This is a genomic window from Leucobacter chromiireducens subsp. chromiireducens, assembly GCF_016758255.1.
GTDB classification, from domain to species: Bacteria; Actinomycetota; Actinomycetes; order Actinomycetales; family Microbacteriaceae; genus Leucobacter; species Leucobacter chromiireducens.
Genome location: NZ_QYAD01000003.1, coordinates 188,613 through 215,381, shown reverse-complemented (window position 1 = coordinate 215,381; position 26,769 = coordinate 188,613). Strand labels below are relative to the sequence as shown.

24 protein-coding genes are annotated in these 26,769 nt (G+C 66.9%); 18 read left to right on the top strand and 6 right to left on the bottom strand.

Translation table 11 applies throughout. The features are described from left to right. Nucleotides 1-98: 98 nt before the first annotated feature. Nucleotides 99-905, top strand: a complete 807-nt coding sequence (locus D3226_RS09750) for a GntR family transcriptional regulator (protein ID WP_202382353.1) — start codon at nucleotides 99-101, stop codon at nucleotides 903-905. Nucleotides 906-940: 35 nt separating this feature from the next. Then, nucleotides 941-1,657: a PDC sensor domain-containing protein gene (locus tag D3226_RS09745; protein ID WP_337248961.1), complete on the top strand. Its 717-nt coding sequence runs from the start codon at nucleotides 941-943 to the stop codon at nucleotides 1,655-1,657. Here D3226_RS09745 and D3226_RS09740 read toward each other — a convergent pair. Next, nucleotides 1,654-2,784 carry a mannose-1-phosphate guanylyltransferase gene (locus D3226_RS09740; RefSeq protein WP_202382352.1) on the bottom strand — a complete coding sequence of 377 codons (1,131 nt, stop codon included), beginning with the start codon at nucleotides 2,782-2,784 and terminating at the stop codon, nucleotides 1,654-1,656. The two genes, D3226_RS09745 and D3226_RS09740, sit on opposite strands and share 4 nt — an antisense overlap. 199 nt (nucleotides 2,785-2,983) lie before the next feature. Here D3226_RS09740 and sdhC point away from each other — a divergent pair, with 199 nt between their 5' ends. The 6 genes from sdhC (at nucleotide 2,984) to D3226_RS09710 (ending at nucleotide 8,989) form a co-directional block, all read left to right on the top strand. After that, nucleotides 2,984-3,400 (top strand): succinate dehydrogenase, cytochrome b556 subunit, encoded by a 417-nt coding sequence (sdhC, locus tag D3226_RS09735; RefSeq protein WP_202382351.1) that lies wholly within the window; start codon nucleotides 2,984-2,986, stop codon nucleotides 3,398-3,400. 15 nt (nucleotides 3,401-3,415) lie between these two features. Further along, nucleotides 3,416-3,859 (top strand): succinate dehydrogenase hydrophobic membrane anchor subunit, encoded by a 444-nt coding sequence (locus tag D3226_RS09730; RefSeq protein ID WP_202382350.1) that lies wholly within the window; start codon nucleotides 3,416-3,418, stop codon nucleotides 3,857-3,859. Between the two features lie 44 nt (nucleotides 3,860-3,903). Then, on the top strand, nucleotides 3,904-5,736 hold the full coding sequence (sdhA, locus tag D3226_RS09725; RefSeq protein WP_202382349.1) for a succinate dehydrogenase flavoprotein subunit: 1,833 nt from the start codon (nucleotides 3,904-3,906) through the stop codon (nucleotides 5,734-5,736). A 3-nt stretch (nucleotides 5,737-5,739) separates the two neighbouring features. Continuing rightward, nucleotides 5,740-6,504 (top strand): succinate dehydrogenase iron-sulfur subunit, encoded by a 765-nt coding sequence (locus tag D3226_RS09720; protein WP_202382348.1) that lies wholly within the window; start codon nucleotides 5,740-5,742, stop codon nucleotides 6,502-6,504. A gap of 38 nt (nucleotides 6,505-6,542) precedes the next feature. Beyond that, a complete protein-coding gene (locus D3226_RS09715) occupies nucleotides 6,543-7,520 on the top strand; it encodes a YihY/virulence factor BrkB family protein (protein ID WP_202382347.1) in 978 nt (325 codons plus the stop codon). 167 nt (nucleotides 7,521-7,687) lie between these two features. Then, nucleotides 7,688-8,989: a thymidine phosphorylase gene (locus D3226_RS09710; RefSeq protein WP_202382346.1), complete on the top strand. Its 1,302-nt coding sequence runs from the start codon at nucleotides 7,688-7,690 to the stop codon at nucleotides 8,987-8,989. Nucleotides 8,990-9,010: 21 nt separating this feature from the next. Here D3226_RS09710 and D3226_RS09705 read toward each other — a convergent pair whose 3' ends face one another. After that, complete coding sequence (locus tag D3226_RS09705) at nucleotides 9,011-9,931, bottom strand: ADP-dependent NAD(P)H-hydrate dehydratase (protein ID WP_202382345.1); 921 nt, start codon at nucleotides 9,929-9,931, stop codon at nucleotides 9,011-9,013. After that, nucleotides 9,928-11,727, bottom strand: a complete 1,800-nt coding sequence (locus D3226_RS09700) for a phospho-sugar mutase (RefSeq protein ID WP_202382344.1) — start codon at nucleotides 11,725-11,727, stop codon at nucleotides 9,928-9,930. Before D3226_RS09700 ends, D3226_RS09705 begins: the two co-directional genes overlap by 4 nt. A 343-nt stretch (nucleotides 11,728-12,070) precedes the next feature. Between D3226_RS09700 and D3226_RS09695 the strand changes: the two genes are divergently transcribed. Next, nucleotides 12,071-13,210, top strand: coding sequence for an AAA family ATPase (locus tag D3226_RS09695; protein WP_202382343.1), 1,140 nt, complete (start codon nucleotides 12,071-12,073; stop codon nucleotides 13,208-13,210). A gap of 45 nt (nucleotides 13,211-13,255) precedes the next feature. Here the strand turns inward: D3226_RS09695 and D3226_RS09690 are convergent, their stop codons facing one another. Beyond that, complete coding sequence (locus tag D3226_RS09690; RefSeq protein WP_202382342.1) at nucleotides 13,256-14,725, bottom strand: helix-turn-helix domain-containing protein; 1,470 nt, start codon at nucleotides 14,723-14,725, stop codon at nucleotides 13,256-13,258. 28 nt (nucleotides 14,726-14,753) lie between these two features. Then, a complete protein-coding gene (locus D3226_RS09685; protein WP_202382341.1) occupies nucleotides 14,754-15,980 on the bottom strand; it encodes a flavin monoamine oxidase family protein in 1,227 nt (408 codons plus the stop codon). Nucleotides 15,981-16,283: 303 nt separating this feature from the next. On the opposite strand from D3226_RS09685, the gene D3226_RS09680 reads away from it, so the two are divergent. Genes D3226_RS09680 through D3226_RS09665 form a run of 4 tightly spaced genes read left to right on the top strand, consistent with a single transcriptional unit; the run spans nucleotide 16,284 to nucleotide 20,324 of the window. Then, nucleotides 16,284-17,429 carry an extracellular solute-binding protein gene (locus D3226_RS09680; RefSeq protein ID WP_202382340.1) on the top strand — a complete coding sequence of 382 codons (1,146 nt, stop codon included), beginning with the start codon at nucleotides 16,284-16,286 and terminating at the stop codon, nucleotides 17,427-17,429. Between the two features lie 5 nt (nucleotides 17,430-17,434). After that, nucleotides 17,435-18,352, top strand: coding sequence for an ABC transporter permease (locus D3226_RS09675; protein WP_202382339.1), 918 nt, complete (start codon nucleotides 17,435-17,437; stop codon nucleotides 18,350-18,352). Further along, complete coding sequence (locus D3226_RS09670) at nucleotides 18,352-19,137, top strand: ABC transporter permease (RefSeq protein ID WP_202382338.1); 786 nt, start codon at nucleotides 18,352-18,354, stop codon at nucleotides 19,135-19,137. Before D3226_RS09675 ends, D3226_RS09670 begins: the two co-directional genes overlap by 1 nt. A 5-nt stretch (nucleotides 19,138-19,142) precedes the next feature. After that, nucleotides 19,143-20,324 (top strand): ABC transporter ATP-binding protein, encoded by a 1,182-nt coding sequence (locus tag D3226_RS09665; RefSeq protein WP_202382337.1) that lies wholly within the window; start codon nucleotides 19,143-19,145, stop codon nucleotides 20,322-20,324. Nucleotides 20,325-20,480: 156 nt separating this feature from the next. Here the strand turns inward: D3226_RS09665 and D3226_RS09660 are convergent, their stop codons facing one another. Continuing rightward, complete coding sequence (locus D3226_RS09660) at nucleotides 20,481-21,887, bottom strand: MFS transporter (RefSeq protein ID WP_202382336.1); 1,407 nt, start codon at nucleotides 21,885-21,887, stop codon at nucleotides 20,481-20,483. Between the two features lie 368 nt (nucleotides 21,888-22,255). On the opposite strand from D3226_RS09660, the gene D3226_RS09655 reads away from it, so the two are divergent. The 5 genes from D3226_RS09655 to D3226_RS09635 are packed head-to-tail and all read left to right on the top strand — an operon-like array spanning nucleotide 22,256 to nucleotide 26,707. Beyond that, on the top strand, nucleotides 22,256-22,840 hold the full coding sequence (locus D3226_RS09655) for a helix-turn-helix domain-containing protein (protein WP_202382335.1): 585 nt from the start codon (nucleotides 22,256-22,258) through the stop codon (nucleotides 22,838-22,840). A gap of 48 nt (nucleotides 22,841-22,888) precedes the next feature. Beyond that, nucleotides 22,889-24,004: an ABC transporter substrate-binding protein gene (locus D3226_RS09650; RefSeq protein ID WP_202382334.1), complete on the top strand. Its 1,116-nt coding sequence runs from the start codon at nucleotides 22,889-22,891 to the stop codon at nucleotides 24,002-24,004. Nucleotides 24,005-24,007: 3 nt separating this feature from the next. Next, complete coding sequence (locus D3226_RS09645) at nucleotides 24,008-24,889, top strand: ABC transporter permease (protein WP_202382333.1); 882 nt, start codon at nucleotides 24,008-24,010, stop codon at nucleotides 24,887-24,889. After that, complete coding sequence (locus D3226_RS09640; protein ID WP_202382332.1) at nucleotides 24,889-25,695, top strand: ABC transporter permease; 807 nt, start codon at nucleotides 24,889-24,891, stop codon at nucleotides 25,693-25,695. Before D3226_RS09645 ends, D3226_RS09640 begins: the two co-directional genes overlap by 1 nt. Beyond that, complete coding sequence (locus D3226_RS09635; RefSeq protein WP_202382331.1) at nucleotides 25,679-26,707, top strand: ATP-binding cassette domain-containing protein; 1,029 nt, start codon at nucleotides 25,679-25,681, stop codon at nucleotides 26,705-26,707. The genes D3226_RS09640 and D3226_RS09635 overlap by 17 nt, the downstream gene beginning before the upstream one ends. Nucleotides 26,708-26,769 lie beyond the last annotated feature (62 nt).

The following is a 26,769-nucleotide window of genomic DNA, read 5'->3' as shown; positions in this document are numbered from 1 at the left end:
CCGCGAAGATCACGATTCGATGACGGAGCGGCACAGCCATTCCTCACGTTTCGCGTGACAGACTCGACGGAAGCTTGAACTCGACCCGGAGGAGACACGTGAGCGGAACGCTGCTTGACTCGCCCCCGAGTCGCCTCCGCACCGCGGCCTTCGCCCCGATCGGCGAGGAAGGACGCACCGAACTCGTCGAGTCGCGCATCGTGCAGGCCATCTCGGTCGGCGCATTCATCGAGGGGGAGCGGCTACCCAGCGAGACCGAGCTCTCCGCGCTGCTTGGCGTCGCCGTGGTGACGGTGCGCGAGGCGCTCGGCACGCTGCGCCACCGCGGGCTCATCGAGACGCGCCGCGGGCGCAACGGAGGCAGCTTCGTGCGCCCGAGCCACCGCGCGGTCGAAGAGGTGAACGCCCGCGCGCTCATGGCGATGCCGCGTGTCGCGCTCGCCGACCTGGGAGTGCACTACGAGGTGATTGCCGCGGCCTGCGCGGAGTACGCGTGCCAGCGCGCCACCCCAGAGGAGCTCGGCGTTGTTGCCGGCATCTTGGAGGACGCCCGCGAGCTCGACCGAGCGGCTTGGCGCCGCCGCATCACCGAGGCGCAGCTCGAACTCGCAGCACTGAGCCAGTCGGTGCGACTCACGAATGAGCACGTTCGTGTGCAGACCGAGTTCACCCCGCTGCTCGCGCTTCAAGATTTGGATCGGGCCGCACGCATGGCCACCCACGATGGGCTTGTCGCGCAGATTGCCGCGACGCAGGCCGGGGACGTGTCCGCGGCGCGCTCCGCCGTGCGGGACGCGGTGCGCTCCTCGGTGCGCTGGCTGGTCTCGTTTCGAACCGAGCTGCTTGCGCGTCCCCAGAGTGACGACGTTCATGACACACTAGAAGCTCGCAGCCGCGGGGAATGATCGTCGCGGAGGCCTCAACGCAGAGGAGGAACGACGTGCAGCAGTTGCTGGAACACGAGCTTGACCGCGCACTCGCACGCGTTGAGGAGTTCTTTGATGGCGTCTTTGCGCCCCTGGAAGCCTGGCTGCCACAGCTCCGCGCGCAGCTCGCCGAGCAGCTCCGCGACGGCCGGATGACAGGCCCGCAGCTGGCGGCGCTTGTCGAGGCCGACGCACACGCGGTGCTCGACACCGTTGATCGGCCCGTCTATGGCGCGGGCTACTGCGCGAGCGACGCCGTGGTGTCCGAGGGGAATCCGCTCGCCTGGTGGCAGGGCGCCGAGCGCGGTCTACTTGCCTCCTCCACCTTTGGGCCGGGGCAGGCCGCGATCGACCTCGTGCGCCTCGAGTGGTACCGCGTGCCCGAAGCAACCGGGTCGCGCCACATCGCCGGCCCGTTCGTCGACTACCTGTGCTCGAACGAGATCACCATCACCTCCGCGCTGCCCGTCGAGCTCGACTCCGGCTTCGTGGGCGTGATCTGTGCCGACGTGCTCGTCTCCGCGCTCGAAGATGCCCTGCACGCAGAACTCAGCTGCGGGGTCACCCTGATCAACGCGAGCGGCCGCGTCATCCTCTCGAGCGAGGCCGATTGGCAAACGGGCGACCGCTTCCCGGGCGTCGACCCCGAGCGCGGGCTCGCGGGCTTGCCGGACGCGGTGCGCGTGGCTGGCTCCGCGCGCTACCCGTTCGCGCTCGTCGCGTCACACTAGAGCAGGTGGCCGCCGCCTGACACCTTCATGCGGTTGACCAGGTTCTTCACGTCTTGCGCGCGGCGCTTCGACGTAACCAGCAGCACGTCCGCGGTGTCAACGACCACGACGTCCTCGACGCCCACGAGGGCGACGAGCCGATCGCTTTCGGACACCACGATCCCGCTCGAGGCATCGGAGAGCACCTGCGCGCCATCGCCGAGCACGGCGAGGTCGCTGCCACGCCCGCGGGTGAGGAGGTTCGCGACGGAGGCGAAGTCACCCACATCATCCCAATCGAAGTGTGCGGCAACGCACACCATCTTGCCCGCCGCTGCCGCGGGCTCGGCAACCGTGTAGTCGATAGCAATCTTCGGCAGGGTGGGCCAGAGCCGCTCGCGCGCAGCCGCGCCCTGCTCCGTGTCCCAGCTCGCGGCCATTTCGCGCAACGCCCGAACGAGCTCGGGCTCGGCGAGCGCCATCTGATCGAGCAGCACCGTGGCGCGCGCAATGAACATGCCTGCGTTCCAGAGGTAGCCGCCGTGTGCGAGGTACTCCTCAGCCTTCGTGGCGTCCGGCTTCTCCACGAACTCGGTGACCTCGTACACGTCGAACGGGGCGAGATCGCCGCGCGCCTGGCCGCAGGAGATGTAGCCGAAGCCCGTCGCCGGGTGTGAGGGGTGGATGCCGATGGTTGCGATGTACCCCTGGTCCGCCGCCTGAACCGCGGTGGTCACGGCGCGCTGGAACAGCACATCGCCACGAATCACATGATCCGCCGCGAATGAGCCCAGAATCGCATCGGGATCGCGGAGCTCAAGGAGCGCCGCAGCGAGGCCAATGGCCGCCGAGGAGTCTTTCGGCTCACTCTCCGTGACGAGGTTCTCGCTCAGCAGTTCGGGCAGTTGCTCCGCAACCGACTCGCGGTGAGACACTCCCGTGACCACCATGAGGCGCTCTGCCGGGGCGATCGGGGTGAGGCGATCCCAGGTAGCTCGCAGCAACGAGTCACCCGAACCTGTGAGGTCCAGCAGAAACTTCGGGGCGTTGGCGCGGGAGAGCGGCCAGAGCCGGGATCCCACGCCGCCAGCGGGAATCACGCAGGTGAGCCGGTCAATAGCGGGGCTGGGCGCGGGTGCGTCGGTCATACAGCCAGACTACCCGGGTGCCCTGAGCGAGGTTCCGGGCGTGGTGCCGAGCATGCACGCGAATGGTGTCATAATGGGGACGCAGTGGATTCTCAGCCATGCACGCTTCCGGGGGCGCCTCGAATGCGATAGCCGTGTCTGGGACCGCACAGTCAGCTGCCGGGGATCACCCGACAAAGCAGGACCAAGGAGGAAGCCCGTGTCAGCCCAAACGGCAGAGGCCGCGCCCGCGGTAAAGCAGAAGAGCCGCCCGGGCGGCACGCTCTACCGCGGCAATGAAGGAATGTGGTCGTGGGTGCTGCATCGCATCACCGGCGTTGCCATCTTCTTCTTCCTGCTCGTACACGTGCTCGATACGGCACTCATTCGCGTGAGCCCTGAGGCGTACAACGCCGTCATGGGCACGTACAAGACGCCCATCATGGGGCTCGGCGAGGCCGCGCTGGTCGCCGCCATCGTCTTCCACGCGTACAACGGAATTCGCATCATCCTCGTCGACTACTGGCGCAAGGGCGCGCAGTACCAGCGCGTGATGTTCTGGATCGTCATCGGCCTCTGGGTCGTGACGATGGCAGGCTTCCTGCCTCGCCACCTGATGAACGTTTTCGGTCACTAAGCGAGGAGTAGAGACATGACGATGACGATTGACGCTCCGCGCTCGCAGACCCCCGCCAAGAAGCGCACCAACTGGGAGAAGTGGGGCTGGATCTACATGCGCGTCTCCGGCGTGCTCCTCCTGGTTCTCGTGTTCGGACACCTGGCCTCCAACCTGCTCCTCACCGAGGGTGGCGTGCACGCCATCAACTTCGGTTTCGTTGCGGGCAAGCTCGCGAGCCCGTTCTGGCAGATCTGGGACACCCTCCTGCTCTGGCTCGCACTCATCCACGGCGCGAACGGCATGCGCACCATCGTGAACGACTACGTGACCCGTCCCGGGCTCGCGAAGGCGTTCAAGGTTGCCCTGTTCCTGTCGGCCGCGCTGCTCATCCTGCTCGGCACCTTCGTGATCTACACGCTTGATCCCTGCCCCGCGGGCGCGGATCCGGCGCTGGTCGCGTCCTTCTGCAAGGCATAACCGGGTCTCCGGCACAGGTTTTCTGAAACGAGAATAGGAATCACGTGACTACAGATACCCACCAGGGCGAAGAAGTTACCGTCAAGGACGGCGTCACCTACCACCAGTTCGATGTGGTGATTGTCGGCGCCGGTGGCGCGGGCATGCGTGCTGCCATCGAGGCTGGCCCCAAGGCGAAGACCGCGGTCATCACGAAGCTGTACCCCACCCGTTCGCACACCGGTGCGGCGCAGGGCGGCATGGCCGCGGCGCTCGCCAACGTCGAGGACGACAACTGGGAGTGGCACACCTTCGACACCGTCAAGGGCGGCGACTACCTCGTCGACCAGGACGCGGCTGAGATCCTCGCGAAGGAGGCCATCGACGCGGTCATCGACCTCGAGAACATGGGCCTTCCCTTCAACCGCACGCCGGACGGGAAGATCGACCAGCGTCGCTTCGGCGGCCACACCCGCGATCACGGCAAGGCTGCGGTGCGCCGCGCCTGCTACGCAGCAGACCGCACGGGCCACATGATCCTCCAGACGCTGTTCCAGAACTGCGTGAAGCTGGGCGTCAACTTCTTCAACGAGTACTACGTGCTCGACCTCGTCATGACTGAGGTCGATGGCGTGAAGAAGCCCTCGGGCGTCGTCGCGTACGAGCTCGCGACGGGTGCGCTGCACGTCTTCCAGGCCAAGTCGATCGTCTTCGCCACCGGTGGCTTCGGCAAGGTGTTCAAGACGACGTCGAACGCACACACCCTCACGGGCGACGGCGTCGGCATTGTTTGGCGCAAGGGCCTGCCGCTCGAGGACATCGAGTTCTACCAGTTCCACCCGACCGGCCTTGCCGGCCTTGGCATCCTCCTCACCGAGGGCGCACGCGGTGAGGGCGCTATCCTCCGCAACGCCTCGGGCGAGCGCTTCATGGAGCGCTACGCGCCCACGATTAAGGACCTCGCGCCGCGCGACATCGTCGCCCGCTCGATGGTGCAGGAAGTGCTCGACGGCCGCGGCGCCGGCCCGCACAAGGACTACGTCTACCTCGACTGCACCCACCTGGGCGCCGAGGTGCTCGAGACGAAGCTCCCCGACATCACCGAGTTCGCGCGCACCTACCTGGGTGTCGACCCGGTGACCGAGCCCGTTCCCGTGTTCCCCACCGCGCACTACGCGATGGGCGGCATCCCCACGAACAACGACGCGCAGGTGCTCTCGGACAACACGACCGTCGTTCCCGGCCTCTACGCCGCCGGCGAGTGCGCGTGCGTTTCGGTGCACGGCTCGAACCGCCTCGGCACCAACTCGCTGCTTGACATCAACGTGTTCGGCAAGCGCTCGGGCAACCACGCTGCCGACTACGCGCAGACGGTTGACTTCACGCCGCTGCCCGAGGACCCCGCAGCGTTCGTCCGCGACATGGTCGAGGGCTTCCGCAACGGAAACGGCACCGAGCGCGTCGCAGACATCCGCAAGGAGCTGCAGGAGGCCATGGACCGCGGCGCTCAGGTGTTCCGCACCGAGGAGTCGCTCACCGAGGTGCTCGGTGTGATTCACGAGCTGCGCCTGCGCTACCAGAACGTTGGCGTGCAGGATCGCGGCCAGCGCTATAACACCGATCTGCTCGAGGCGATCGAGCTCGGCTTCCTGCTCGACCTCGCAGAGGTGCTCGTCTTCGCTGCGCGTAACCGCAAGGAAAGCCGCGGCGGCCACATGCGCGACGACTACCCGAAGCGCGACGACGAGAACTACATGCAGCACACGATGGCGTACCTCACGGGCAACCCGCACTCGGCGAACCCCGAGGACCACATCCGTCTGGATTGGAAGCCCGTCGTTATGACGAAGAACGAGCAGGGCGAACTGCGGTACCCGCCGCTGGAGAGGAAGTACTAGGCCATGAGCACCGTTACCACCGAGGCTCCCGCACAGGTCGAGGAAGCCCCCAAGCCGTTCACCGTCACCCTGCTGGTGCGTCGCTACCTGCCCGAGTCCGGGCGTGAGGCGTACTGGGAGGACTTCGACGTCGAGATGTATCCGACGGACCGAATCCTTGACGCCCTGCACCGCATCAAGTGGGATCAGGACGGCACGCTGTCCTTCCGCCGCTCGTGCGCGCACGGCATCTGTGGCTCGGACGCGATGCGTATCAACGGTCGCAACCGCCTGGCCTGCAAGACGCTGATCAAGGACCTCGATATCTCGAAGCCGATCTACGTTGAGGCGATTAAGGGCCTGCCGCTCGAGAAGGATCTCATCGTCGACATGGAGCCGTTCTTCGCGGCATACCGTGAGGTGCAGCCCTTCCTCGTGTCGAACTCGGCCCCCGAGGGCGGCAAGGAGCGCATTCAGTCGATCGAGGATCGCGAGCGCTTCGACGACACGACCAAGTGCATCCTCTGCGCGGCGTGCACCACCTCGTGCCCCGTGTTCTGGACCGACGGTCAGTACTTCGGCCCCGCCGCGATCGTCAACGCGCACCGCTTCATCTTCGATTCGCGCGATGACAACGCTCAGGTCCGCCTCGACGTGCTGAACGACACCGAGGGCGTGTGGCGTTGCCGCACCACCTTCAACTGCACCGACGCCTGCCCGCGTGGCATCCAGGTGACCAAGGCAATTGCCGAGGTCAAGGCTGCGATCCGCACCGGCAAGACCTCTTAAGTCCCGGCTGCGGGCCGCAAGCCCGCTAGCATGGCATCATGACGACGCCCCGTGACGCTTCTCCAGCCGCCGCTGAGGAAACGACCGGGGCGTCTCGTGTGTCTGAGGTGGTGCGCCAGGGGATGACCCTGTGGCAGCGTGCGCAGCGCCTGCACCCCGTGCGCACCTTCTCACACTTCACGAACGTGGGCGGCAGCGTGCTCTCCGGCGGCATGAGCTACCAGGCACTCTTCGCCGTGTTCGCGGGGCTCTGGCTCGGCTTTGGCATCTTCGGGATCGTGCTGAGTGGCCGGCCCGAGCTCGTTGACACGCTCGTCGATCAGCTCAACACGTTTGTGCCCGGGCTCGTCGGGCCGGGCCACGGCTACGCGGTCGACATCAGCATGCTGCTCCAGGGGCGCACCTTCAACTGGGGCAGCATCGTTGCCGGTGGCGCGCTCGTCTGGGTGGCCCTCAACTGGTTCACCGGCACCCGTCGCTCCATTCGCATCATTTTCGGCCTCGAGGTCAAGGAGTATCGCAACGCGCTCCTGCTGAAGTTGCGCGACCTCGCGCTTGCGGTCGGCTTCTTTGTCGCCATCCTCGTGTCCGCGGGCCTCACCGTGCTCAGTTCGGGCCTCGCAGACTGGCTGCTCGGACTCATCGGCGCGGACGGCGACAGCTGGTTCTTCGGTTGGCTCGGCACGCTCGTGCGCTACGGCGCGATGTTCGTGTTTGACGTGCTCGTGCTCATGGCGATGCACCGCCTGCTCGCTGAAGTGCGCGTGCCGCGCTGGGCGCTGCTCACCGGCTGCGCGCTCGGCGGTGCGGCGCTGCTCGGACTGAAGATTCTCGGGTCCGCGCTGCTGGGCGGCGCGACGAGCAACCCGCTCCTCGCCACCTTCGCGGTGTTCGTTGGCCTGCTCCTCTGGTTCAACTTCATCTGCCGCGCGCTGCTGCTCACCTCGTGCTGGATCGCGACGGGGCAAGACCGCACCCTGGGCCTGCCCGACGCCCCACCCCCGCACGCTGCCTGATCTGCGCCGCGCTGCGGCCTGCCAGCCCACGTTCCCGCCGAATCGGGGTCAGTTTGGCAGGGTGTCGCTTTCAGGTGCTCGGCGACACCCTGCCCAAGTGACCCTGAAAGCTGTGGGTGTGGGGAGAGGTCGGCGTGGCGCAGAGCCGAGGGGCTTAGGCTGGCGGCATGGTGAACGCGCACGTGACCGAGCCCCACGACGTTGTCGATCTGATCAACACCAAACGCCACGCGGGGGAGCTTCGCCCCGACGAGATCGCCTGGGTGGTCGACGCCTTCACGCGCGGCGTCGTGGCCCCCGAGCAGATGAGCGCGCTGCTCATGGCCATCGTGATTCAAGGGATGGGGCGCCGCGAGATCCGCGAGCTCACCGCGGCGATGATCGCGAGCGGCGAGCGCCTCTCGTTCACAGGCCTCGGCCGCCCGGCCATCGACAAGCACTCGACGGGCGGCGTCGGCGACAAGATCACCCTGCCGCTCGTGCCACTCCTCGCCTCGCTCGGTGTCGCCGTGCCGCAGCTGTCGGGGCGCGGCCTGGGCCACACGGGTGGCACGCTCGACAAGCTCGAATCGATCCCGGGCTGGCGCGCCGCCCTCTCGAACGAGGAAATGTACGCGGTGCTGCGGGACACGGGCGGCGTGATCTGCGCCGCAGGATCGGGCCTTGCCCCTGCTGACCGCGCGATGTACGCGCTTCGCGACGTCACGGGGACAGTCGCAGCGGTGCCGCTCATCGCGTCGTCCATCATGAGCAAGAAGATCGCTGAGGGCGCCGACGGTCTCGTGCTCGATGTGAAGTTCGGCTCCGGGGCGTTCCTGCCCGACCTGACGGACGCGCAGGAGCTCGCACAGACCATGGTGCAGCTCGGCGCCGACTCCGGCCTGCAGACGGTGGCGCTGCTCACCGACATGGACGCCCCGCTGGGCCGCTCGGTGGGCAACGCGAACGAGGTGCGCGAGTCGGTCGAGGTGCTGGCCGGCGGCGGCCCCGCAGACGTGGTCGAGCTGACGCTTGCGCTGGCCCGCGAGATGCTCGACCTCGCCGGCTTCACCGATGTCGACCCCGCCCCCGCGCTTACCGACGGGCGGGCCATGGACTCGTGGCGGCGCCTCATCGCAGCGCAGGGCGGCGACCCCGACGCGGAGCTCCCCGTTGCACGTGAAACCGAGATCGTTCGGGCTGCCACCGACGGCATCGTGCAGCGAGTCGACGCGCGCGCCGTGGGCGTCGGTGCGTGGCGGCTGGGCGCGGGCCGCGCGCGGCCGGGTGACCCGGTCGACCATGCCGCGGGGGTTGAGGTGCTCGTGCGCCCGGGTGACACTGTGCGCGCGGGCGATCCGCTCTTCGAGGTGCGCTGCGATACGCCGGGCCGACTGGCCCGCGGGCTCGAGTCTCTTGCAACCGCGGTTGAGCTGGGTGAGGCCGCCCCGACCGTGCGTCCGCTTGTTGCAGGGCGCGTGGTCGCCTAACTCGGCCCGCCGCGAGAATCTCTACGCCGCGAGCTCCGCGTATGCCGCAGGGAGGGCGCTCACCACGTCTCCAGCGGTGATGGGGCGCTGCACGCCGGTGCCTCCGGCCGCGATGCGGGCTGCGCGATCGTGCAGCTGCGCAGCGGCGATGCCGAGTTCTGCAAGCAGATCGGGATCCTGGCGCACGGCCTCCGTTTGCGCGGCGACGAGCGCCCCGAGTACGCCGGCGAGCACATCGCCCGTGCCAGCAGTGGCGAGCCAGGGCGTTGCTTCGGGGCCGACGAACTGGTGTCCGTGCGGTGTCGCGGCGATCGTGCGTGACCCCTTCAGCAGTACGGTGACGCCGAGCACCGCCGCGAGTTCGGCGGCGGCGACCCCGCGCCCCGCGACATCTTCCGGTGAACGCAGCGCCGCGGGAACGGCGCCAAGATCCGCCGCCTGCCACAGCCGGGTGAACTCGCCTGCGTGCGGAGTGAGGATGAGGGGCGCAGCAACCGTTCGCTCGGCGGCGCTCAGCGCGGCGGCGAGGCCGAGCGCGCCAGCGTCGACAACAACGGGCGCCGAACCTGCAAGGAGCGCAGCAAGCGCAGCGGTCTCCGCGGCAGCGCGGGCAGCGGGGTCGGTGCCCGAACCGATGAGCCAGGCATCGCAGGGCCGTGCCCCCTCGGGTGCCGGGCCGAACACGGTCTCGGGGTGCGCCGCGAGGACGGCAGCCGCGGGGGAGGGCAAGCCCCACGGCGATGCCGCGTCGTCGACGGGCGGCACGTAGCGGAGCAGACCGAGCCCGGTGCGCCAGGCGGCCCCGACCCCGAGCACGGCGGCGCCCGGGTACAGTGCCGATCCGGTGCGCACGCCGAGCACACCGCGGCGATACTTGTCGTCGCGCGCACCCGGGCGCCGCAGCCAATGGGCCACGTCGCTCGGGGGGCGCTCGAAGATCATGACGCCACGGGCTCCTGCAGCGCGGCCAGCGTGTCCCGGAGCGCAGCGGCGAGCGTGTCGAGCGCGCTCTGCGCGGCCTCTCGCCGCTCGGCGGCCGTACCCTTGGCGCTGAATGTGTCGAGGTAGACCTTGAGCTTGGGCTCGGTGCCGCTCGGGCGAATCATCACGCGCGCCCCGTCCGCAAGGTCGAAGCGCAGCACATCGGCGGGCACCTCGGCGAGACCGGGCGTGAGGAGATCCTGCAGCTCGGCAACGGCCACCTCGCCGAACGCGGTGGGCGGCTCCTCGCGAATGCGGGCGGACAGCGCGGATGCCGCGGCCATCGAGTCGAGGCGCAGGGTGATCTGCGTGCTCGCGAAGTGCCCGAAGCGCTCTCCCGCGTCGTCGAGCAGGTCCCACACGGTGCGGCCGGCCGCGGCAAGCTCGCGCACCATCGCGATTGCGTCGGCGCTCGCAGAGATGCCGTCCTTGTCGCGCACGATTGCGGGGTGGGTGAGGTAGCCGAGCGCCTCCTCGAAGCCGAAAATGAGGCCGGGTACGCGCGACACCCACTTGAACCCTGAGAGCGTCTCGGCGTAGTCGAGCCCGTACTCAGCGGCAACGGCGCGGAGCGCGGGGGAGGAGACGATCGTGCACGCGAGTGCGCCGGCGGCCTCGGTGCCGAGCAGTTCGGCGCGCACACGCTCGCGCTCGGCGGCGCGCCACCCGAGCAGCAGGCCAAGTTCGTTGCCAGTGAGGCGGCGGTAGCCCTCGGCAGCGGTGGCGTCGGGCAGCGCGATTGCCAGCCGATCCGCATCGGGGTCGTGCGCAACGATGAGCTCCGCGTCCACGGTGCGGGCGACTCGGAACGCAATGTCGAGCGCGCCGGGCTCTTCGGGGTTCGGGAACGCGACCGTGGGGAAGGCGCCATCCGGGCGATCCTGCTCGGGAACGACCGTCACCGAGGGCAGCCCCGCGGCAGTGAAGACGCGGCGCGCGAGATCGGAGCCAACACCGTGCATCGCGGTGTACACGATCCGCAAATCAGATTCGGATCCCGCAGCGACTGCTCCCGCAGCGTCGCGGGGGAAGCCCGCGACGAGGGCAGCGGCGGTGTCTGCGACATACGCGTCGGCGACCTCGGGGCCGAGCACCGTGTACTCGGAGCTGCGCGGCAGCTCGCTGAGCGGGCGCGCAGCGATGCGATCGATGCGCTCGGCGATGTCACCGTCGACGGGTGGCACGATTTGGGATCCCGCGTCGGCGTCGCCGAGGTACACCTTGTAGCCGTTGTCCCGCGGCGGGTTGTGGCTCGCAGTGACCATGACGCCGGCAGAGACACCGAGGTGCCGCACCGCGAAGGCGGTGAGCGGGGTGGGGCCAGGCTCGGGGAAGAGGAAGACGCGGATGCCTGCGCCGGCCATGATCTCGGCGGTGTCGCGCGCGAACACATCAGAGTTCACGCGGCCGTCGTAGCCGATCACGATGGACGGCGGGGTCTCCGTCTCGCCGCGGGCTGCGCGGTCGAGCAGGTATTCGGCGAAGCCGGCGCTTGTCTGCGAGACGACTACGCGGTTCATCCGCAGTGGGCCAGCGCCAAGCGGGCCGCGGAGGCCCGCGGTGCCGAACGCGAGGCGCCCGTCGAAGGCCGCGGTGAGCTCTACGCGCGCGGCCTCGTCGCCCGCGCGGACCCGGGCGACGAGTGTGGTCGTCTCCTCCCGCGTCTCCGCGTCGGGATCCTGCTCGGCCCAGGCGAGCGCCATGTCGAGCAACGGTTCTGCGTCACGTCCGGGGGTTGTCGTCACTCGCTGTCCCATCACGTATGCTCCCTCCCCGGCTGATGCCGAAGTAATTTCAAGCTACCACCCCAGGCAGCGACCCGCCCGCAGCCGGGGTAGGCTGGCCGTCGGGTGTCGCGCTCGGCACCTGAACGCTCTGAGAGAGGATCGCCCATGTGCGCTTCTGTACGCTGCGATGAGTGCAGCAAGATGACCTGGGCCGGCTGCGGCGAGCACATCGAGGAGGCCCTTGCGGGCGTCCCGACGGCTGAGCGCTGCGTGTGCCCGCGCTAGCTTGACCGAGTGACGTACGCAGGAGCGGCCGCCCCACCCGTGGGGCGGCCGCTCCTGCGTTGTCAGGGGTGCGTGCCACACTGGCCGCATGATCACCACGTTCGCGGTTTCCGGGTATCGCTCGCTCGTTGATCTTGTCGTGCCGCTCAGCCCGCTCACGGTCGTGTCTGGCGCCAACGGCACGGGGAAGACCAGCCTGTACCGGGCGCTGCGGCTCCTCGCTGCGGCGGGGGCAGGCGAGATCATTGGCGCGGTAGCGCGCGAGGGCGGGCTTGCGAGCGCGCTGTGGGCGGGGCCCGAGCGGCCGGGCGGGCCAGGCGCGCAGGGCACCGTGCGGAAGGGCCCCATCTCGCTGCGGCTCGGCATCGGCGCAGATGAGTACGGGTACCTGCTCGATCTCGGCCAGCCGCAGGTGGATCCCGGTCGCAGCTATTTTCTGCACGACCCCGAGATCAAGCGCGAGCAGGTGTTTACCGGCAGCATGGCCCGGCCGTCGGCGGTGTTCATCGACCGCACGCGCGGGGCCGTGCGCGTGCGGGAGGACGGGTGGCGTGCGGTGCCGCAGACCCTGCGGCCCGATCAGAGCGTGCTGCGCGACCTCGACGACGCGGGTACGCTCGCGGACACGCTGCGGCTACGCACCCGCATGTCTGACTGGCGGTGCTACGACCACTTCCGCACCGATCGAGCAGCGCCCGCCCGCCAGGCGCAGGTGGGCACGCGCACCCGCTGGCTGAGCGATGATGGCTCGGATCTCGCGTCCGTGTGGGCGACCGCCATTGAAGCGGGGCAGGACGGGCCGCTCCGGGAGGCGGTGGCCGATGCCTTCCCTGGCTCGCACGTGGAAATTGCGGTGACCGACGGGGTGTTCGAACTCTTGCTGCACCAGCCGGGGCTTCTGCGCCCGCTCGGCACGGCCGAACTCTCCGACGGCACACTGCGCTACCTGCTGCTCTGCGCCGCACTGCTGCCCGCGGAGCCGCCTCCCCTCATCGTGTTGAACGAGCCGGAGGGTTCGCTCCACCCGGGGCTGCTCGAACCGCTGGGCGCGTTGATCGCGCGGGCAGCCCGGCGCACACAGGTGCTCGTCGTGACACACGCCGCTCCGCTCCGCCGGGCGCTCGCTGCGGCGGGCTCAGAGATCGAGCTCGAGTCTGCGGGCTGGGGCACCCAGGTGCGCGGGCAGGGACTCCTCGATGCGCCCGCCTGGGTGTGGCCGAAGCGGTAGACGCCGCGCCGGTGCGCGGTTGCGATCCCGATCGAGACAGGTGAGCTACCCGCCAGAACCCGCGGGGTCCACGCGCTCGGGGTCATCGGCCGGGGGATCGCTGGGCGCGAGATCCCCGCTGCGGATCGCGGCCTGCACGGCGAGCCAGCACTCTGCCGTGTCCTCCATCGAGGAGAGGTCGCGGCCGATGATCTTTTCGATGCGAGAGATGCGCGCGATGAGGGTCTGCCGGTGCACGAACAATCGCTCGGAGGCACGCACCCAGCTCCGGTTCTCCTCAAGGAACACGCGCAGTGTGTGCGTGAGCGAGGTGCCGCGCTGCTCGTCGTAGGTGCGGAGCGGACCCAGCACCTGGCGCGCAATTTCGCGCAACTGATCAGGATCGGAGGGGAGGAACAGCGACGTGTTGGCCTGCTCTTCGAAGCGGAGCAGCTTGCCGGATTGGTGCGCGCGGATCAGCGCGCTGCGTGCCTGGCGCAGCGCGGTGGGGAGCGCATCGAGGTCGGTGAAGGGGGCACTCACTCCGAGCCCCGCGTGGCTGCCGGCGAGCGCCTCGAACAGGGGCTCGACGTCGGCCCCCATGGCAGCGAGCACGAGCACCTGACTGTCCTTCACCGTGGCGAGAGCGGGGACCTGCGCCGTGCCGAAGGATGCGTGCACCTCGTCGAGCGTGGCGCGGGCATCCGGCCGCTGCGAGACGGCGAGCTGGAACGGCGGCTCAAGGCCGTACGCCGCGATGAGGTGATCTGCGGGCGCCGAGGCGACCGACTCGTCGCAGAGGTCGGTGAGGAGTAGGGAGCCGTGCAGCCAGTCGCTGCGCCGCGCCGCGACCTTCACCGAGAGCGCGTTGTCGACGATGCCCGCGGCATGCCGCAGCTGCGCCCGGTCGATGGGCCCGGCGTGCGCCACACGGAGTTCGATCTCCCCCGGTGAGAGCATGGGCACCGCCCAGGTACCGGGCGCCAGCTGGTGCAGTGCGCCCGGCCCCACGCTCGAGTCGCGCGGGGCGAGGCTGAGCGCGGCGCGCAGGATCCGACCGAGTTCGTCGAGCAGAGCGTCGATCCCATCGTCGACCGCGTGCTCGCTGAGCGCGGCGTACATCCGTTCCGTCTGCTGCACACGCTCGGCGCGTTCGCGCTGCACCGCCTCGGCGACGAGCATGGCGAGCGAGACGAACCGCACGTCGTACTCGGTCTCGAGCACGGGGAAGCCGATGCGCGCCGCATGGGCAAGTGCCTCGGCCGTGAACGGGTGTGCGGGCATCTCGGCGTCGATCGCGACGGCCGCGATCCCGGCCCGGTGCATGCCGTCCAGGTAGGCGATCTGTGCGGCCGACTGGGCGGGGACACCGAGGCCCGTGGTCATGACGAGTGCGTCCTGGCCGAGCCACTCCCACGGCTCCGCCAGCTCGCACACGTGCGCCCAGGCGATCAGGCGCTCCTCACCCACGCCGGGGGTGAGCGAGCGGGTTCCCGCGGCGGGGGTCGTGAGGAGTGAGCGGACGGTGAACGTCATCGGGCGTGCGGTCGTCGGTGCGGGAGCATCATCTCTCCATCTGGATGAGCGCGGCAGCGGCACGTACACCCGAGGCGACAGCGCCGGAGAGCGATTGGGCGAGGCCCGTGTGCTCGCCCGCGATGGCCACGCGGCCGGCAGCGGAGTTGAATGCGGTCGCGTCGGCGGCGGCCCACTCGAGCCCGGGAGCGGAGTATGAACCGCGCGCCCACGGGTCGTCCGCCCAGGTGGTGAGCAGCACATCGCCGTCGATCTCAAGTTCGGGGCGCATCGCGCGAAGCGCGGCCACCCAGCCGTCGGAGCCCGCGGTCACGTTCAGGGCGTCCAGTGCGAACGGGCCGCCGGCGAAAGAGGAGAGCGCGTTGATTCGGCTGACACCGTCGATACTCAGCGAACGCCACGACCACCACGTGTGCTCGGGGTTCTGCAGGGCGATGTCATCGTCGACGCGGCTGAACGGGATGCCGAGCTTCGCTGCGACTCCCATGAAGCGGTGGTCGAGGGCGCGCTGCTGTGCCTCCGGGAGCGCGAAGCCGAGCTCGAGTTCACGCAGCAGTGGGAGGGGGACGGAGATCACGGCGGCGTCGGCCTCAAGCCGCGTGCCATCGCTCAGCGTGACCTGCACGCCGCTTTCGCTCTGATCAACCGCCTGCACCGGGCTCTCCAGCCGCACGCGGTCACCGAGACGCCGCGCGAGCTCGATGGACAGTGCCTGGTTGCCGCCCACGAAGCGGCCGCCATCCTCGATGTACCCGTCTACGGTGGAGGACTCGTGCAGCAGCACGGCTTCGGCGCTCACACGCGCGGGATCTGCCGCAGCAGACGTGGTGGTACGGCGGTACACGGGGTCGAGGCGGTAGTTGGTGCCGAGCGCTTCGGCGAACGCGCGCTCGAGCGACACCTCTCTCTCGCCGTCGGCGATCATGGTGGACAGGGTAGCGCGGACGCGCTCGCTCGTCTCACTGAGCTCGGCAAACGAGATGATGCGGCCGGTAACCGTGCGTCGGCCATAGCGCACGTTGTGCGACATGATCGGCACGCCGACCTCAGCGGCGAGCCGCCGGATCGCGAACTCGGTCGGGAAGATGTACTCGCCGCCGCGCTCGGTGACCTCGCCGTTGCCGAGGCGTTCCGACCAGGTGCGGCCGCCCACGCGATCTCGCGCCTCGAGCACCGTGCAACGGTGCCCGGCCTTCTCGAGCTCCCAGGCGGCGGTGAGCCCGGCGAGACCTGCTCCAACGACCAAGACGTCCATGCGTGTTCCTCCTTGAACAGCTTTGCGTGTGGCTCCCATCGTAGGGATCCATTGCGCACTCGTGGGTCTCGATCCGGCTCTCGCGCCCGATTGCTTATGTTTGTACACCCCCGCCCGGGGGTGGTGTACGAAGCTATGAAACATGCGGCAGGCGGTAACGAACAGGTAACAGGGCGGGGGGTGCGGGCGCGAATGGCTGCTAGCTTCGGGGTCGCCGGGGTCGTCCGATTCCCCGTTCGCGGGGCGAATCAGCCTGGCACACCACGATCATGAGGACCACGATCACGACGAAGTGAGGAACACATGTCCACTCTGAACACGTTGCAGGGGGCCCGTCGCCCTGCCGCCCGCCGAGCCATCGCGCTCGCCGCGGGCACCGCCGCGCTCGCGCTGACACTTGTCGGCTGCAGCGGCGGCGCTGAGCCCGAGGCGGCGCCCGAGCGCGACCTCGGCACCCCGGTCGCCGGCGAGATCAAGGCGGGCGCACTCGAGGGCACCACGCTCACGTTCGCCGGCTCCGGCGGCGTCTTCCAGGACGGCCAGAAGGCCGCCCTCTGGGATCCCTTCGCTGAGGCATCGGGGGCCACCTTCAACCAGGACGCGTTCGACGCGGGCAAGCTGAAGGCCATGGTCGACAGCGGCAACGTCAGCTGGGACATCGTCAACACGACGCAGTTCGACACGGCGCGCGGCTGCGGCACCCTGTACGAGGAGTACGACTACTCGCAGATCGACATCTCGAAGATCCCCGAGGGCACCATCACCGACAAGTGCATGGTTCCCCAGATCCTCTACGGCCTGGTCGTTGCGTACAACACCGAAGCCTTCGGCGACAACCCGCCAACGAGCGCCGCAGACTTCTTCGACACCAAGAAGTTCCCGGGTAAGCGCACGGTCAGCCAGTCGACCTATGTCGACCCGCAGACGGTCGAGTTCGCGCTCACCGCGCAGGGCAAGGACGTGAAGAACCTGAAGCCCGAAGACATCGAGGGCGCGTTCGACATGTACAAGGAGCTCGGCGACAACGTGATCGGCTGGACCACCGGCGCGGCTGCACAGCAGCAGCTCGAGTCCGGTGAGGCCGTGATGGGTCTCGTCTGGTCGGGCCGCGGCTACGGCGCCGCCTCCGCGGGTGCACCGATCGCCCCGATGTGGGATCAGTGGATGATCATGGTCGACTCGAACGGCATCCCCAAGGGTGTGAAGGACAAGCAGGCAGCGTTCGCCGCGGTGAACTACTCGCTGGGCGCTGAGCAGCAGGCCAAGATGACCGAAGAGACCTCGTACGGTGGCGTCAACATCGACGCGAAGCCGAAGATGGATGAGCAGCTCACCACCTGGATGACGACCGAGCACCTCGACACCGGCATTGCGCCGAACGTCGACTTCTGGGTCGAGAACTACGACGCTCTCGCCGCTGCGTGGGCTGGCTGGGCGACCGGTAACTGATCACCATGACTGACCACACCGTCACCGAGGGCGATACGTCGACACGTGCGATCGCCCTCGGTGCGGACCCCGGGGCCGCGAAGAAGCGGGGGCCAAAGAACTGGCGTCCGCTCCTCCTCCTCGTCCCGGCGTTCGTGATCGTTTCCCTGTTCTTCCTCGCGCCGCTGATCGATGTGTTCATCCGCTCGGTCACGGACCCGAAGCCCGGCATGCAGAACTACGTCTGGCTGTTCACGACCGAGGCAAACCTCAACGTGGTGCTGCGCACCTTCGGCACCGCGATCATCGTGACGATTGTCTGTCTCGTGCTCGCGTACCCGTACGCGTACCTCATGACCATCGTGTCCGACCGCACGCGCAACCTCATGCAGCTGTTCATCATGATGCCGCTGTGGACCTCGATCCTCGTGCGGACCCTCGCGTGGATGGTGCTCCTGCAGGACACGGGGCCGATCAACGGTATTCTCGCGGCATGGTTCGGCATCGGGCCGATCCCGCTCATCCGCACCACCTTCGGTGTCGCGCTCGGTATGAGCCAGGTGCTGCTGCCGTTTATGGTGCTGCCGCTCTACTCGTCGATGTCGAAGATCGACAAGCGACTCCTGCCGGCGGCCTCAAACCTTGGCGCGAACCCCGTCACTGCATTCTTCACGGTGTACCTCCCCCTGTCGAAGCCCGGGATCTTCTCGGGTGGCGTGACGGTGTTCATCCTCGGCCTCGGCTTCTACATCATTCCCGCCCTGCTCGGCTCGTCGAAGGAGATCATGATTTCCGCGATGATTCAGCAGCAGATCAGCGTCTTCCTCATGTGGGGCCAGGGCACCGCACTCGGCATCTTCTTGCTGGTGTGCACGATCCTGATCCTGGTGGTCGTGTCACGGCTCAATAAGGGCGGCAGCCTGTTCCCGGGGGTGAATCGCTAATGACGTTCAAGCGTGTACTCGGCGTCTTCGCCGTGCTGATCGTGATCTGGCTGATCCTGCCCACGCTCGTGATCGTGCCGATGTCGTTCAACGAGGCCCCCTCGTTCAACTTCCCGCCGAAGGGCTTCTCGACCCGCTGGTACGAGAACTTCTTCACTGATCCGAGCTGGATGAAGTCGCTCTTCTCGTCACTGCAGGTCGCGCTGCTCACCATGATCGTCGCGACCGCGGTGGGCGTGCTTGCAGCACTCGGCCTGTCCAAGGTGAAGTTCCGCGGCAAGGGGCTCCTGGAAGGCTACTTCCTGCTACCGCTCATCGTGCCGGGCATCGTTCTCGCGGTGGGTCTGTACTCCCTGTTCCTGCGGATGAACCTGTTGGGCACCCTGCCCGGCTTCATCCTCGCCCACACGATCGTCGCTATGCCGCTCGTCATCACGAACGTGATGGCGTCACTGCAGGGGCTCGATCCCAGGCTTGAACAGGCATCCGCGTCGCTCGGCGCCGGCCGGGTACGCACCTTCTTCAGCATTACGCTGCCGCTCATCGCCCCCGGCGTCACCGCCGGCGCGCTGTTCGCCTTCGTCACCTCATTCGACGAAGTGATCCTGTCGCTGTTTATTCAGAGCCCCTCCCTGCAAACGCTGCCGGTGAAAATCTTTAACAGCGTCACCCAGACCAATGACCCCACGGTGGCCGCCGTGGCGGTGATCACGATGCTCACCTCGGTGGTCGTGATGCTCATCGCCCAGTTCGCCACGCGGAAGAGAAAGCGACCGGTAGCGTGAACGCTATGACTCACAACGACATCCCGGTGCCCGAGGGGCACGAGGCGGAACTCCGCTCCGAGGGACTCAACACCCAGACGATCCACACGATCGGCGAGGCGGGCATTAGCCTCGCCCAGGTGACGAAGCGCTACGGCGACAAGGCTGTGGTCGACGAGATCGATCTGGTGATCGAACCCGGCGAGTTCATGACCTTCCTCGGCCCCTCGGGTTCGGGCAAGACCACTACCCTCAACATGATTGCCGGGTTCACCGGTGTCACCGAGGGGCACCTGCACATCTATGGCAAGCCCGTAGCGAAGCTGCCGCCGCACAAGCGCGACATCGGCATGGTGTTCCAGAACTATGCGCTGTTCCCGCACAAGACGGTGGCCGAGAACATCGCGTACCCGCTGCAGCGCCGCAAGCTGAGCAAGGCCGAGCAGCAGGAGAAGGTGTCGGCGGCTCTCGCGATGGTGCGCATGGGCGAGTACGGGGATCGCTACCCGTCGGAGCTTTCCGGAGGCCAGCAGCAGCGTGTGGCACTCGCGCGCGCGCTGGTCTACGAGCCCCGCGTGCTGCTCATGGACGAGCCGCTCGGCGCACTCGACAAGAAGCTGCGCGAGTGGCTGCAGACCGAGATTAAGCGTATTCACCGCGAGGTCGGCTCGACGTTCGTCTACGTGACGCATGATCAGGAGGAAGCGCTGTCGATGTCGGATCGCATCGCGGTCTTCAACAACGGCAAGATCGAGCAGGTGGGCACCGCCGAGGATCTCTACGAGGCGCCGCAGACGCTCTTCGTGGGGCGCTTCCTCGGTGAATCGACCGTGCTGCTCGGTAGGGGCACCGCGGTGGGGGAGCGACAGACTGCGATCGATGTTGCCGGGCACCGCGTCGTTGCCGATGGGCAGTCGATTCATTCGGACCTCGCGATCCTGATCCGACCCGAAAACCTGCGGCTCGAGCCGGCGGGCACGGCCCCCACCGAGACGCAGAACGCGATCCCCGTGAGGATCCTCGATGTGACCTACCTGGGAGCATCGCGGCGCTACACGGTGCGGCTGCCCGATGGTACAGAGGGTGCGGTTCGTCTCGGGCAGGAGGCGCGCATTCACAACCGCGGCGATGAGGTCGCGATGATGTGGGATATCGACTCGGGCGTGCTGCTCGTCGACACGGGTGAGGCGGGCGAGTCGGCCACCTAGGCCGGTTCGCAGGGGTCTTCATCCCGACCCCACTCCACACCACCCACACCACAACCCCGCACGGGCAGGTTCCCGCCGGAAGGGCATCGAATCTCGCAAGATTTCGTGCCCTCCCGGCGGGAACCTGCCCTTGTGCGGGGTCGAACGGGGTGTGGGCTACGCCTCCATGTCGATGTGCTTGGTCTCCGGCGTCAGGATGAGCGAGACGAGCGTGAGGATCGCCGCACCCGTGAGGTAGAGGCCCACGTAGACGGGGCTGCCATCAGCGAGCCCCCACAGCCACACCGCGATGATCGGGGCGAGCGCGGCGCCCAGGATCGAGGACACGTTGTAGGCGATCGCCGACCCGGTGTAGCGCACGTGGGTGGGGAACATCTCGGGCAGGAAGGCGCCCATCGGGCCGAACGTGAGGCCCATCAGTGTGAAGCCGAGCGCGAGGAAGAACATCACGCGCGCGGTGTCGCCCGCAAGCAGTGGCACGAACAGGAAGCCGAAGGCCGCGATGGCCACGGTTACCCAGATGAGCGTGCGGCGCCGCCCGAAGCGATCTGCGAGCGGCCCGGACACGAGCGTGAAGATGCCGAAGAAGACGACTCCGAACACCAGCATCAGAATGAAGTCGTTGTACGCATAGCCGAGACCGGGAACGTAGCTCGACGCGTCGAAGTCGGTGCCGGCCTCCGCGGCTGCCTGCTGGGCGGCCTCGAGCCCCGGACGTGTGCCGAACGTGAGCGTGTACGACGTCATCAGGTAGAACAACACGTAGGTGGCGAGCATCGCAAACGTGCCCAGGATGAGCGCGCGCCAGTGATCCCGGAACGCCACGGCGAGCGGCATGCGCGTCACCTTGCCGCTCGCCTTCGTGCGCTCGAACGCGCTCGACTCGACGAGCTTGAGGCGCACCCACAGGCCCACGATCACCATCACCGCGGAGAAGAGGAACGGGATCCGCCAGCCCCAACTGAGGAAGGCCTCGGATGCGATCCCGGGCTGATCAGGATCAGCGAGTGCGACGTTGATCACAAAGAACAACATGTTCGCGATGATGAAGCCGAGCGGGGCGCCGAGCTGTGGGAACGTGCCGTACCAGGCGCGTTTGCCTTCTGGAGCGTTTTCCGTTGCGACGAGAGCGGCGCCAGACCACTCGCCGCCGATCGCGAAGCCCTGCGCGAGGCGCATGAGGAGGAGGAGAACGGCAGCCCACGCGCCAATCTGCGAGTACGTCGGCAGCACGCCGATGAGGAAGGTCGCGACGCCCATGGTGATGAGTGAAGCGACAAGCGTGGTCTTGCGACCCAAACGGTCGCCGAGGTGGCCGAAGAACACCGCACCAATGGGGCGCGCGAGCATTGCGGCGCCGAACGTCGCGAATGAGGCGAGGAGCGCGGTGGTGTCATTCCCGGTGGGGAAGAAGAGGTGCGGGAAAACGAGCACGGCCGCGGTTGCGTAGACGTAGAAATCGTAGAACTCGATCGTCGTGCCGATGAGGCTGGCGAGGATCACGCGAGACGGCGAATTGCGGGGTGTGGCGGGCGTCGCTGAGGCGACTGCGGAGGAACTCATGTGGGGCTTTCGGGTGGGACGAAGCGCCAGCCCAAAAACGTCGGTGTGGTGTGAGTCGGCTTGCGCCAAGGAAACCGGGAGTCCTTTGTGGGAATCCGTAGCACCATGGTACGCCTCACCGGCGGCCACATTGCGCGATGTGTCGCGCTGGAAGCGAATCAAGTGTCCGCGCTGGGAACCGTGCCGAGTTTTCGGAGGGTGACCAGTGGTTTCTCTGCTACGGCGGCGCACGTGCTTGCGCTTGTCGAAATAGCCCGGTAGCTTGGGCGCATCACTGAACATTGTGTTCAGTGACAAGAACAGTGGTGTTCAGAATCACGCCCAGTGCGTGTAGCAGGAACTCCGCTCGGAAGCAACGGGGGTTCCGAATGACCGATGATCAAGAGCTTGGCCAGCGCGTCGCGCAGTTTCGTGAACTGCGCGGTCTCAGCCTGCGCGCGCTCGCCGCAGCGGCGGGCGTGAGCTCGAGCTTTCTCAGCCAGCTTGAGAACGGCCGTACTAACGCTTCTGTCGCCTCCCTGCGAAAGATCGCTGCAGCGCTTGGGGTCACACCCGCGCATCTCCTCGATGCTTCGAATGGGCACACCCGGGGCGTCTTGCGCGCCGCCGACCGGCCGACGTTGCCCCTGGCAGGCGCCGAGAAGTTTGTGATTTCGCAAGAACCTCTGCGAAACCTTGAGATCTACTCGGGATCCTTCCCCGCGGGCGGAAGCACCGGCTCCGACCCCTACAGTCACGGCAACGCCCAGGAATTCCTGATCGTGGTTGCGGGCACCGTGGTGCTTGAACTCGCGGGTGAGCGGTACGAGATGCACAAGGACGACTCGATTGAGTTTTTGAGTTCTGTGCCGCACCGCATCGTGAACGAGTCCGACGCGGAAGCCGAGGTGCTGTGGATCAACAGCCCGCCGACTGCCGCCGAAGAGTTTCACCCCACCGACGCTGCCGTCTAGCGCCACCCAGACCTCCCACCACACCCATCCCCACGCAAGGAGATCACGATGATCAACCGCAAGCGAACTGTGCTCACCACTGTCGGTGGCCTCGCTCTGGCTGTATCCCTCGTCGGTTGCTCCGGTGGCAGCGCTCCGGTCGAAGTTGACCTGGGCGACGGCCCCGCAGTTGCCGGCACCGTTAAAGAAAACGCGCTTGACGGCGTTACCCTCACACTCGCCTCCTGGGGCGGCATTTACCAGGAGGGGCAGGTCGAAGCGGCGTCCGTTCCGTTTGCCAAGGAGTCGGGCGCGACGATGCTTGATGACGGCCCCACCGAGTACGCGAAGGTGAAGGCGCAGGTGGAGAGCAAGCAGGTCACCTGGGACGTCGTGGACACCGACGTCATCTGGGCTGATATGCAGTGTGGGGAAGACGGACTTCTCATGGATCTCGACACCAGCATTGTCGATGTGTCCAACGCCCCGAGCAGCCTTGTCGGTGAGTGCTACGTTCCCGCGATGCAGTACGGCTACGTCATCATGTACAACGCCGACAAGTACTCCACCGCCCCGACAGGCTGGGCCGACTTCTTTGACACGGAGAAGTTCCCGGGCAAGCGAGGCATTGCTGGGTTCGAAGACATTGGCCCCGGTGTCTACGAGGGAGCCCTGCTCGCCGACGGCGTTGCTGCCGACAAGCTCTACCCGCTCGACATGGATCGGGCATACGACAAGCTCGATGGCATCCGTGACAGTCTCATCTACTGGAAGACCGGCGCAGAGTCGCAGCAGATGATTGAGTCTGGCGAAGCCGACATGGCGCTCGTCTGGTCCGGTCGAGGTTTTGCCGCGGTCGAGAACGGCGCAAACTACAAGCCGATTTGGAACCAGTCCCTGGTGATTGCAGACGCACTCGCGGTCCCGAAGAACGCGAAGAACCCTGATGCGGCATTCGCCTACATCAACTACTACTTGGGTGCGCAGCAGCAAGCAAAGCTCTCCGAGCTGACGTCCTACTCGCCCGTGCACAAGGACGCTCAGCCGAAGCTCTCTGAGCTTGGTGCGGAATACCTGACCACCAATCCGGCTATTGCCGAGCAGATGGTGGCGACCGACGCCGGCTGGTGGGCAAAGAACTACGACACCGAGCTGAACCGCTGGCTCGACTGGATGCAGGGCTAAACCATGGCTGAGACCGCACTGATCGGAGGCGGCAGGGAGCCCAAAGCTCCTCGCCCCTCCGGTCGGGCGTGGCTTCTGCTGCTCCCTGCGTACGCCCTCCTGATTGGGGTGTTCGCATACCCGCTGCTCGAGAGCGTGTGGCGGAGCTTCAGCGAGCCGACGCTCGGCCTAGAGAACTATTCTTGGGCGCTGACCAATCCCAACAACCTCGCGGTGATCGCGCGTACCTTTGGAAACGCGCTCCTCGCGACGGTGATTTGTCTGGCGCTCGCCTACCCCTACGCCTACCTCATGACGATTGTGGGGGCGAAAGCTCGAACCGTGCTCGTCGTGATCGCACTGATCCCGTTCTGGACCTCACTCATGATCCGAACCTTTGCCTGGATCGTGCTGCTGCAGGACGGCGGCGTGGTGAACTCTTTGCTCGGCCTGATCGGGATCGGTCCCCTCGAGCTGCTGCGTACGAACACAGGAGTGGTCATCGGCCTGAGCCACGTGCTCATGCCGTTCATGGTGCTGCCGCTCTACGCAGTGATGAGCGGCATCGACCTGCGCCTCGTGACCGCGGCGCGATCACTCGGTGCCCGGCCATCGGTTGCATTTCTGAAGGTCTTCGTGCCGCTGAGTATGCCAGGTGTTGCCGCAGGCTCGTTGCTGGTCTTTATTCAGGCGCTCGGCTTCTACGTCACTCCGGCGCTCCTGGGATCCCCGTCCGACAGCATGCTTGCACAATCCATCTACGCACAGGTTTCCGGCCTGCTCGAATGGGGTCGTGGTGGCGCGCTGGGCGTGATCCTGCTCGTCATCACGGTGATCCTGCTGGGCATCATCGGCCTGATTGCGAAGCTCAGTAGCCGCAAGGGCATCAAGGTGAAGGTGCTGTAATGCTGAAAACTCATCCAGTTACAAAGACCATCCTCTGGGTGGTCGCCGCGCTCGTCTCGATCTGGCTCGTCGCCCCCAGCCTGATTGTGATTCCGCTGAGCTTCACTGACAAAGCATCGCTTGTTTTCCCTCCCACCGGGTGGTCCTGGCGATGGTACGAGTCGTTCTTCACAAACCCTCAGTGGACGGCTGCACTCGGCAACTCATTGCTGATCGGGCTGCTGGTCGCGGCACTGGCGACACTGCTTGGCCTTCTCGCAGCGTTGGGCCTGCGGCAGATGGCAAACAAGAAGCTGATTGCAGGTCTGACCTTCGGTCTACTCTCACCCATGGTCGTGCCCGGCATCGTTGTGGCGATCGGTTTGTACGCGGTCTTCCTCAAAGCTGGGCTCGTCGGCACACTGCTCGGTTTCGTGTTCGCGCACACTGTACTTGCTCTCCCGTTCACGGTGGTGGCGATCACCGCCGGGTTTGCTGGGTTCGACTCGCGCCTCGAACAGGCTGCGATGAGCCTCGGCGCGAATCGGTTCACCACATTCATGCGTGTGACACTGCCGAACATTGTGCCCGGCATGATCTCGGGTGCGCTCTTCGCGTTCGTCACCTCGTTCGATGAAGTGATGCTGTCCCTCTTCATCAAGAGCCCGTACCTGAACACGCTTCCCGTGCTGATGTACTCCAGCGTCACACGTGACACCGATCCGACGCTTGCCGCAGCGGCAACCGTCATTCTCCTCATCACGACCGCGCTCGTCGTGCTGGGACTCACCCTCTCCGGAAGGAAAACCCGTGCCCGAGCCAAGTAACCGCGGCGCAGAGATCCGCCTCGACGGAGTCTCCAAGCACTACCCCAAGTCAATCGCGCTCGATAACGTGAGTCTCACCGTTGAGCCTGGCGAGTTCATGACGTTCCTCGGCCCGTCGGGTTCTGGCAAGACGACGACGCTCAACCTCATTGCAGGCTTCACCGACCTCACCACCGGGAATGTGCGCATCGACGGGAAGCAGATGGCGGACGTCCCCGTGCACAAGCGCGATCTGGGGATCGTGTTTCAGCATTATGCGCTCTTCCCGCACATGAGTGTGTTCGACAACGTTGCCTTCCCGCTCGCCAGGAGGAAGGTCTCGAAATCGGAGACCGCAACTCTGGTGCACGAAGCGCTCGAGACGGCCGGCCTCTCGGGGTATGAAGATCGCTACCCGGCCGAGCTCTCGGGCGGGCAGCAGCAGCGTGTTGCGCTTGCTCGCGCTCTGGTGTTCCAGCCGAAGGTTCTGCTTCTCGACGAGCCGCTCGGCGCGCTCGACAAGAACCTGCGGGAGCGCCTGCAGCTTGAGCTGCGTCGCATCCATCGCGAGGTGGGCCGAACCTTTGTGTTCGTCACGCACGACCAGGAAGAAGCGCTCACGCTCTCGGACCGGATCGCCGTCTTCAACAACGGTCGAATCGAGCAGGTTGGCACCGCAAAGGAGCTCTACGAGCGTCCGGCATCGCTCTTCGTCGCTGGGTTCATTGGGGAGTCGACGATGGTGCCGAGCGAAGATGGGGTGACCACTACGGTGGTTCGTCCCGAGCACGGCGAACTCTTGCGGCCCGGCTCAGAGGTCCCGTTTGGGATGCAGAGCGCTCAGGTCACAGTCCGGCAGTCGGTCTACCTTGGCTCCGGTTGGAAGCACGAGATCGAGTTGAGCGGAACAGGGATCCCCGAACCGATCGCCGGTGTGATTCGCGGCGCTGAAGAACTCGAGTGGCTCGGGACTACTGGTGGCCCCGCAGTCCTCGCATGGCACCCCGACCAGGTGGCCACACTGCCCGCCTGACTTCGACACTGGTGCCGGGCGAGGCCAACCGCCCGGCACCGCGTACCCGCACCCGCGGATGC

What these genes read in the sequence shown, in the direction of transcription:
- D3226_RS09740 (WP_202382352.1), bottom strand. Translation starts at nt 2,784, where the DNA reads ATGACCGACGCACCCGCGCCCAGCCCCGCTATTGACCGGCTCACCTGC.
- D3226_RS09730 (WP_202382350.1), top strand. Translation starts at nt 3,416, where the DNA reads ATGACGATGACGATTGACGCTCCGCGCTCGCAGACCCCCGCCAAGAAG.
- D3226_RS09720 (WP_202382348.1), top strand. Translation starts at nt 5,740, where the DNA reads ATGAGCACCGTTACCACCGAGGCTCCCGCACAGGTCGAGGAAGCCCCC.
- D3226_RS09715 (WP_202382347.1), top strand. Translation starts at nt 6,543, where the DNA reads ATGACGACGCCCCGTGACGCTTCTCCAGCCGCCGCTGAGGAAACGACC.
- D3226_RS09710 (WP_202382346.1), top strand. Translation starts at nt 7,688, where the DNA reads ATGGTGAACGCGCACGTGACCGAGCCCCACGACGTTGTCGATCTGATC.
- D3226_RS09705 (WP_202382345.1), bottom strand. Translation starts at nt 9,931, where the DNA reads ATGATCTTCGAGCGCCCCCCGAGCGACGTGGCCCATTGGCTGCGGCGC.
- D3226_RS09700 (WP_202382344.1), bottom strand. Translation starts at nt 11,727, where the DNA reads ATGGGACAGCGAGTGACGACAACCCCCGGACGTGACGCAGAACCGTTG.
- D3226_RS09695 (WP_202382343.1), top strand. Translation starts at nt 12,071, where the DNA reads ATGATCACCACGTTCGCGGTTTCCGGGTATCGCTCGCTCGTTGATCTT.
- D3226_RS09690 (WP_202382342.1), bottom strand. Translation starts at nt 14,725, where the DNA reads ATGACGTTCACCGTCCGCTCACTCCTCACGACCCCCGCCGCGGGAACC.
- D3226_RS09685 (WP_202382341.1), bottom strand. Translation starts at nt 15,980, where the DNA reads ATGGACGTCTTGGTCGTTGGAGCAGGTCTCGCCGGGCTCACCGCCGCC.
- D3226_RS09680 (WP_202382340.1), top strand. Translation starts at nt 16,284, where the DNA reads ATGTCCACTCTGAACACGTTGCAGGGGGCCCGTCGCCCTGCCGCCCGC.
- D3226_RS09675 (WP_202382339.1), top strand. Translation starts at nt 17,435, where the DNA reads ATGACTGACCACACCGTCACCGAGGGCGATACGTCGACACGTGCGATC.
- D3226_RS09670 (WP_202382338.1), top strand. Translation starts at nt 18,352, where the DNA reads ATGACGTTCAAGCGTGTACTCGGCGTCTTCGCCGTGCTGATCGTGATC.
- D3226_RS09665 (WP_202382337.1), top strand. Translation starts at nt 19,143, where the DNA reads ATGACTCACAACGACATCCCGGTGCCCGAGGGGCACGAGGCGGAACTC.
- D3226_RS09660 (WP_202382336.1), bottom strand. Translation starts at nt 21,887, where the DNA reads ATGAGTTCCTCCGCAGTCGCCTCAGCGACGCCCGCCACACCCCGCAAT.
- D3226_RS09655 (WP_202382335.1), top strand. Translation starts at nt 22,256, where the DNA reads ATGACCGATGATCAAGAGCTTGGCCAGCGCGTCGCGCAGTTTCGTGAA.
- D3226_RS09650 (WP_202382334.1), top strand. Translation starts at nt 22,889, where the DNA reads ATGATCAACCGCAAGCGAACTGTGCTCACCACTGTCGGTGGCCTCGCT.
- D3226_RS09645 (WP_202382333.1), top strand. Translation starts at nt 24,008, where the DNA reads ATGGCTGAGACCGCACTGATCGGAGGCGGCAGGGAGCCCAAAGCTCCT.
- D3226_RS09640 (WP_202382332.1), top strand. Translation starts at nt 24,889, where the DNA reads ATGCTGAAAACTCATCCAGTTACAAAGACCATCCTCTGGGTGGTCGCC.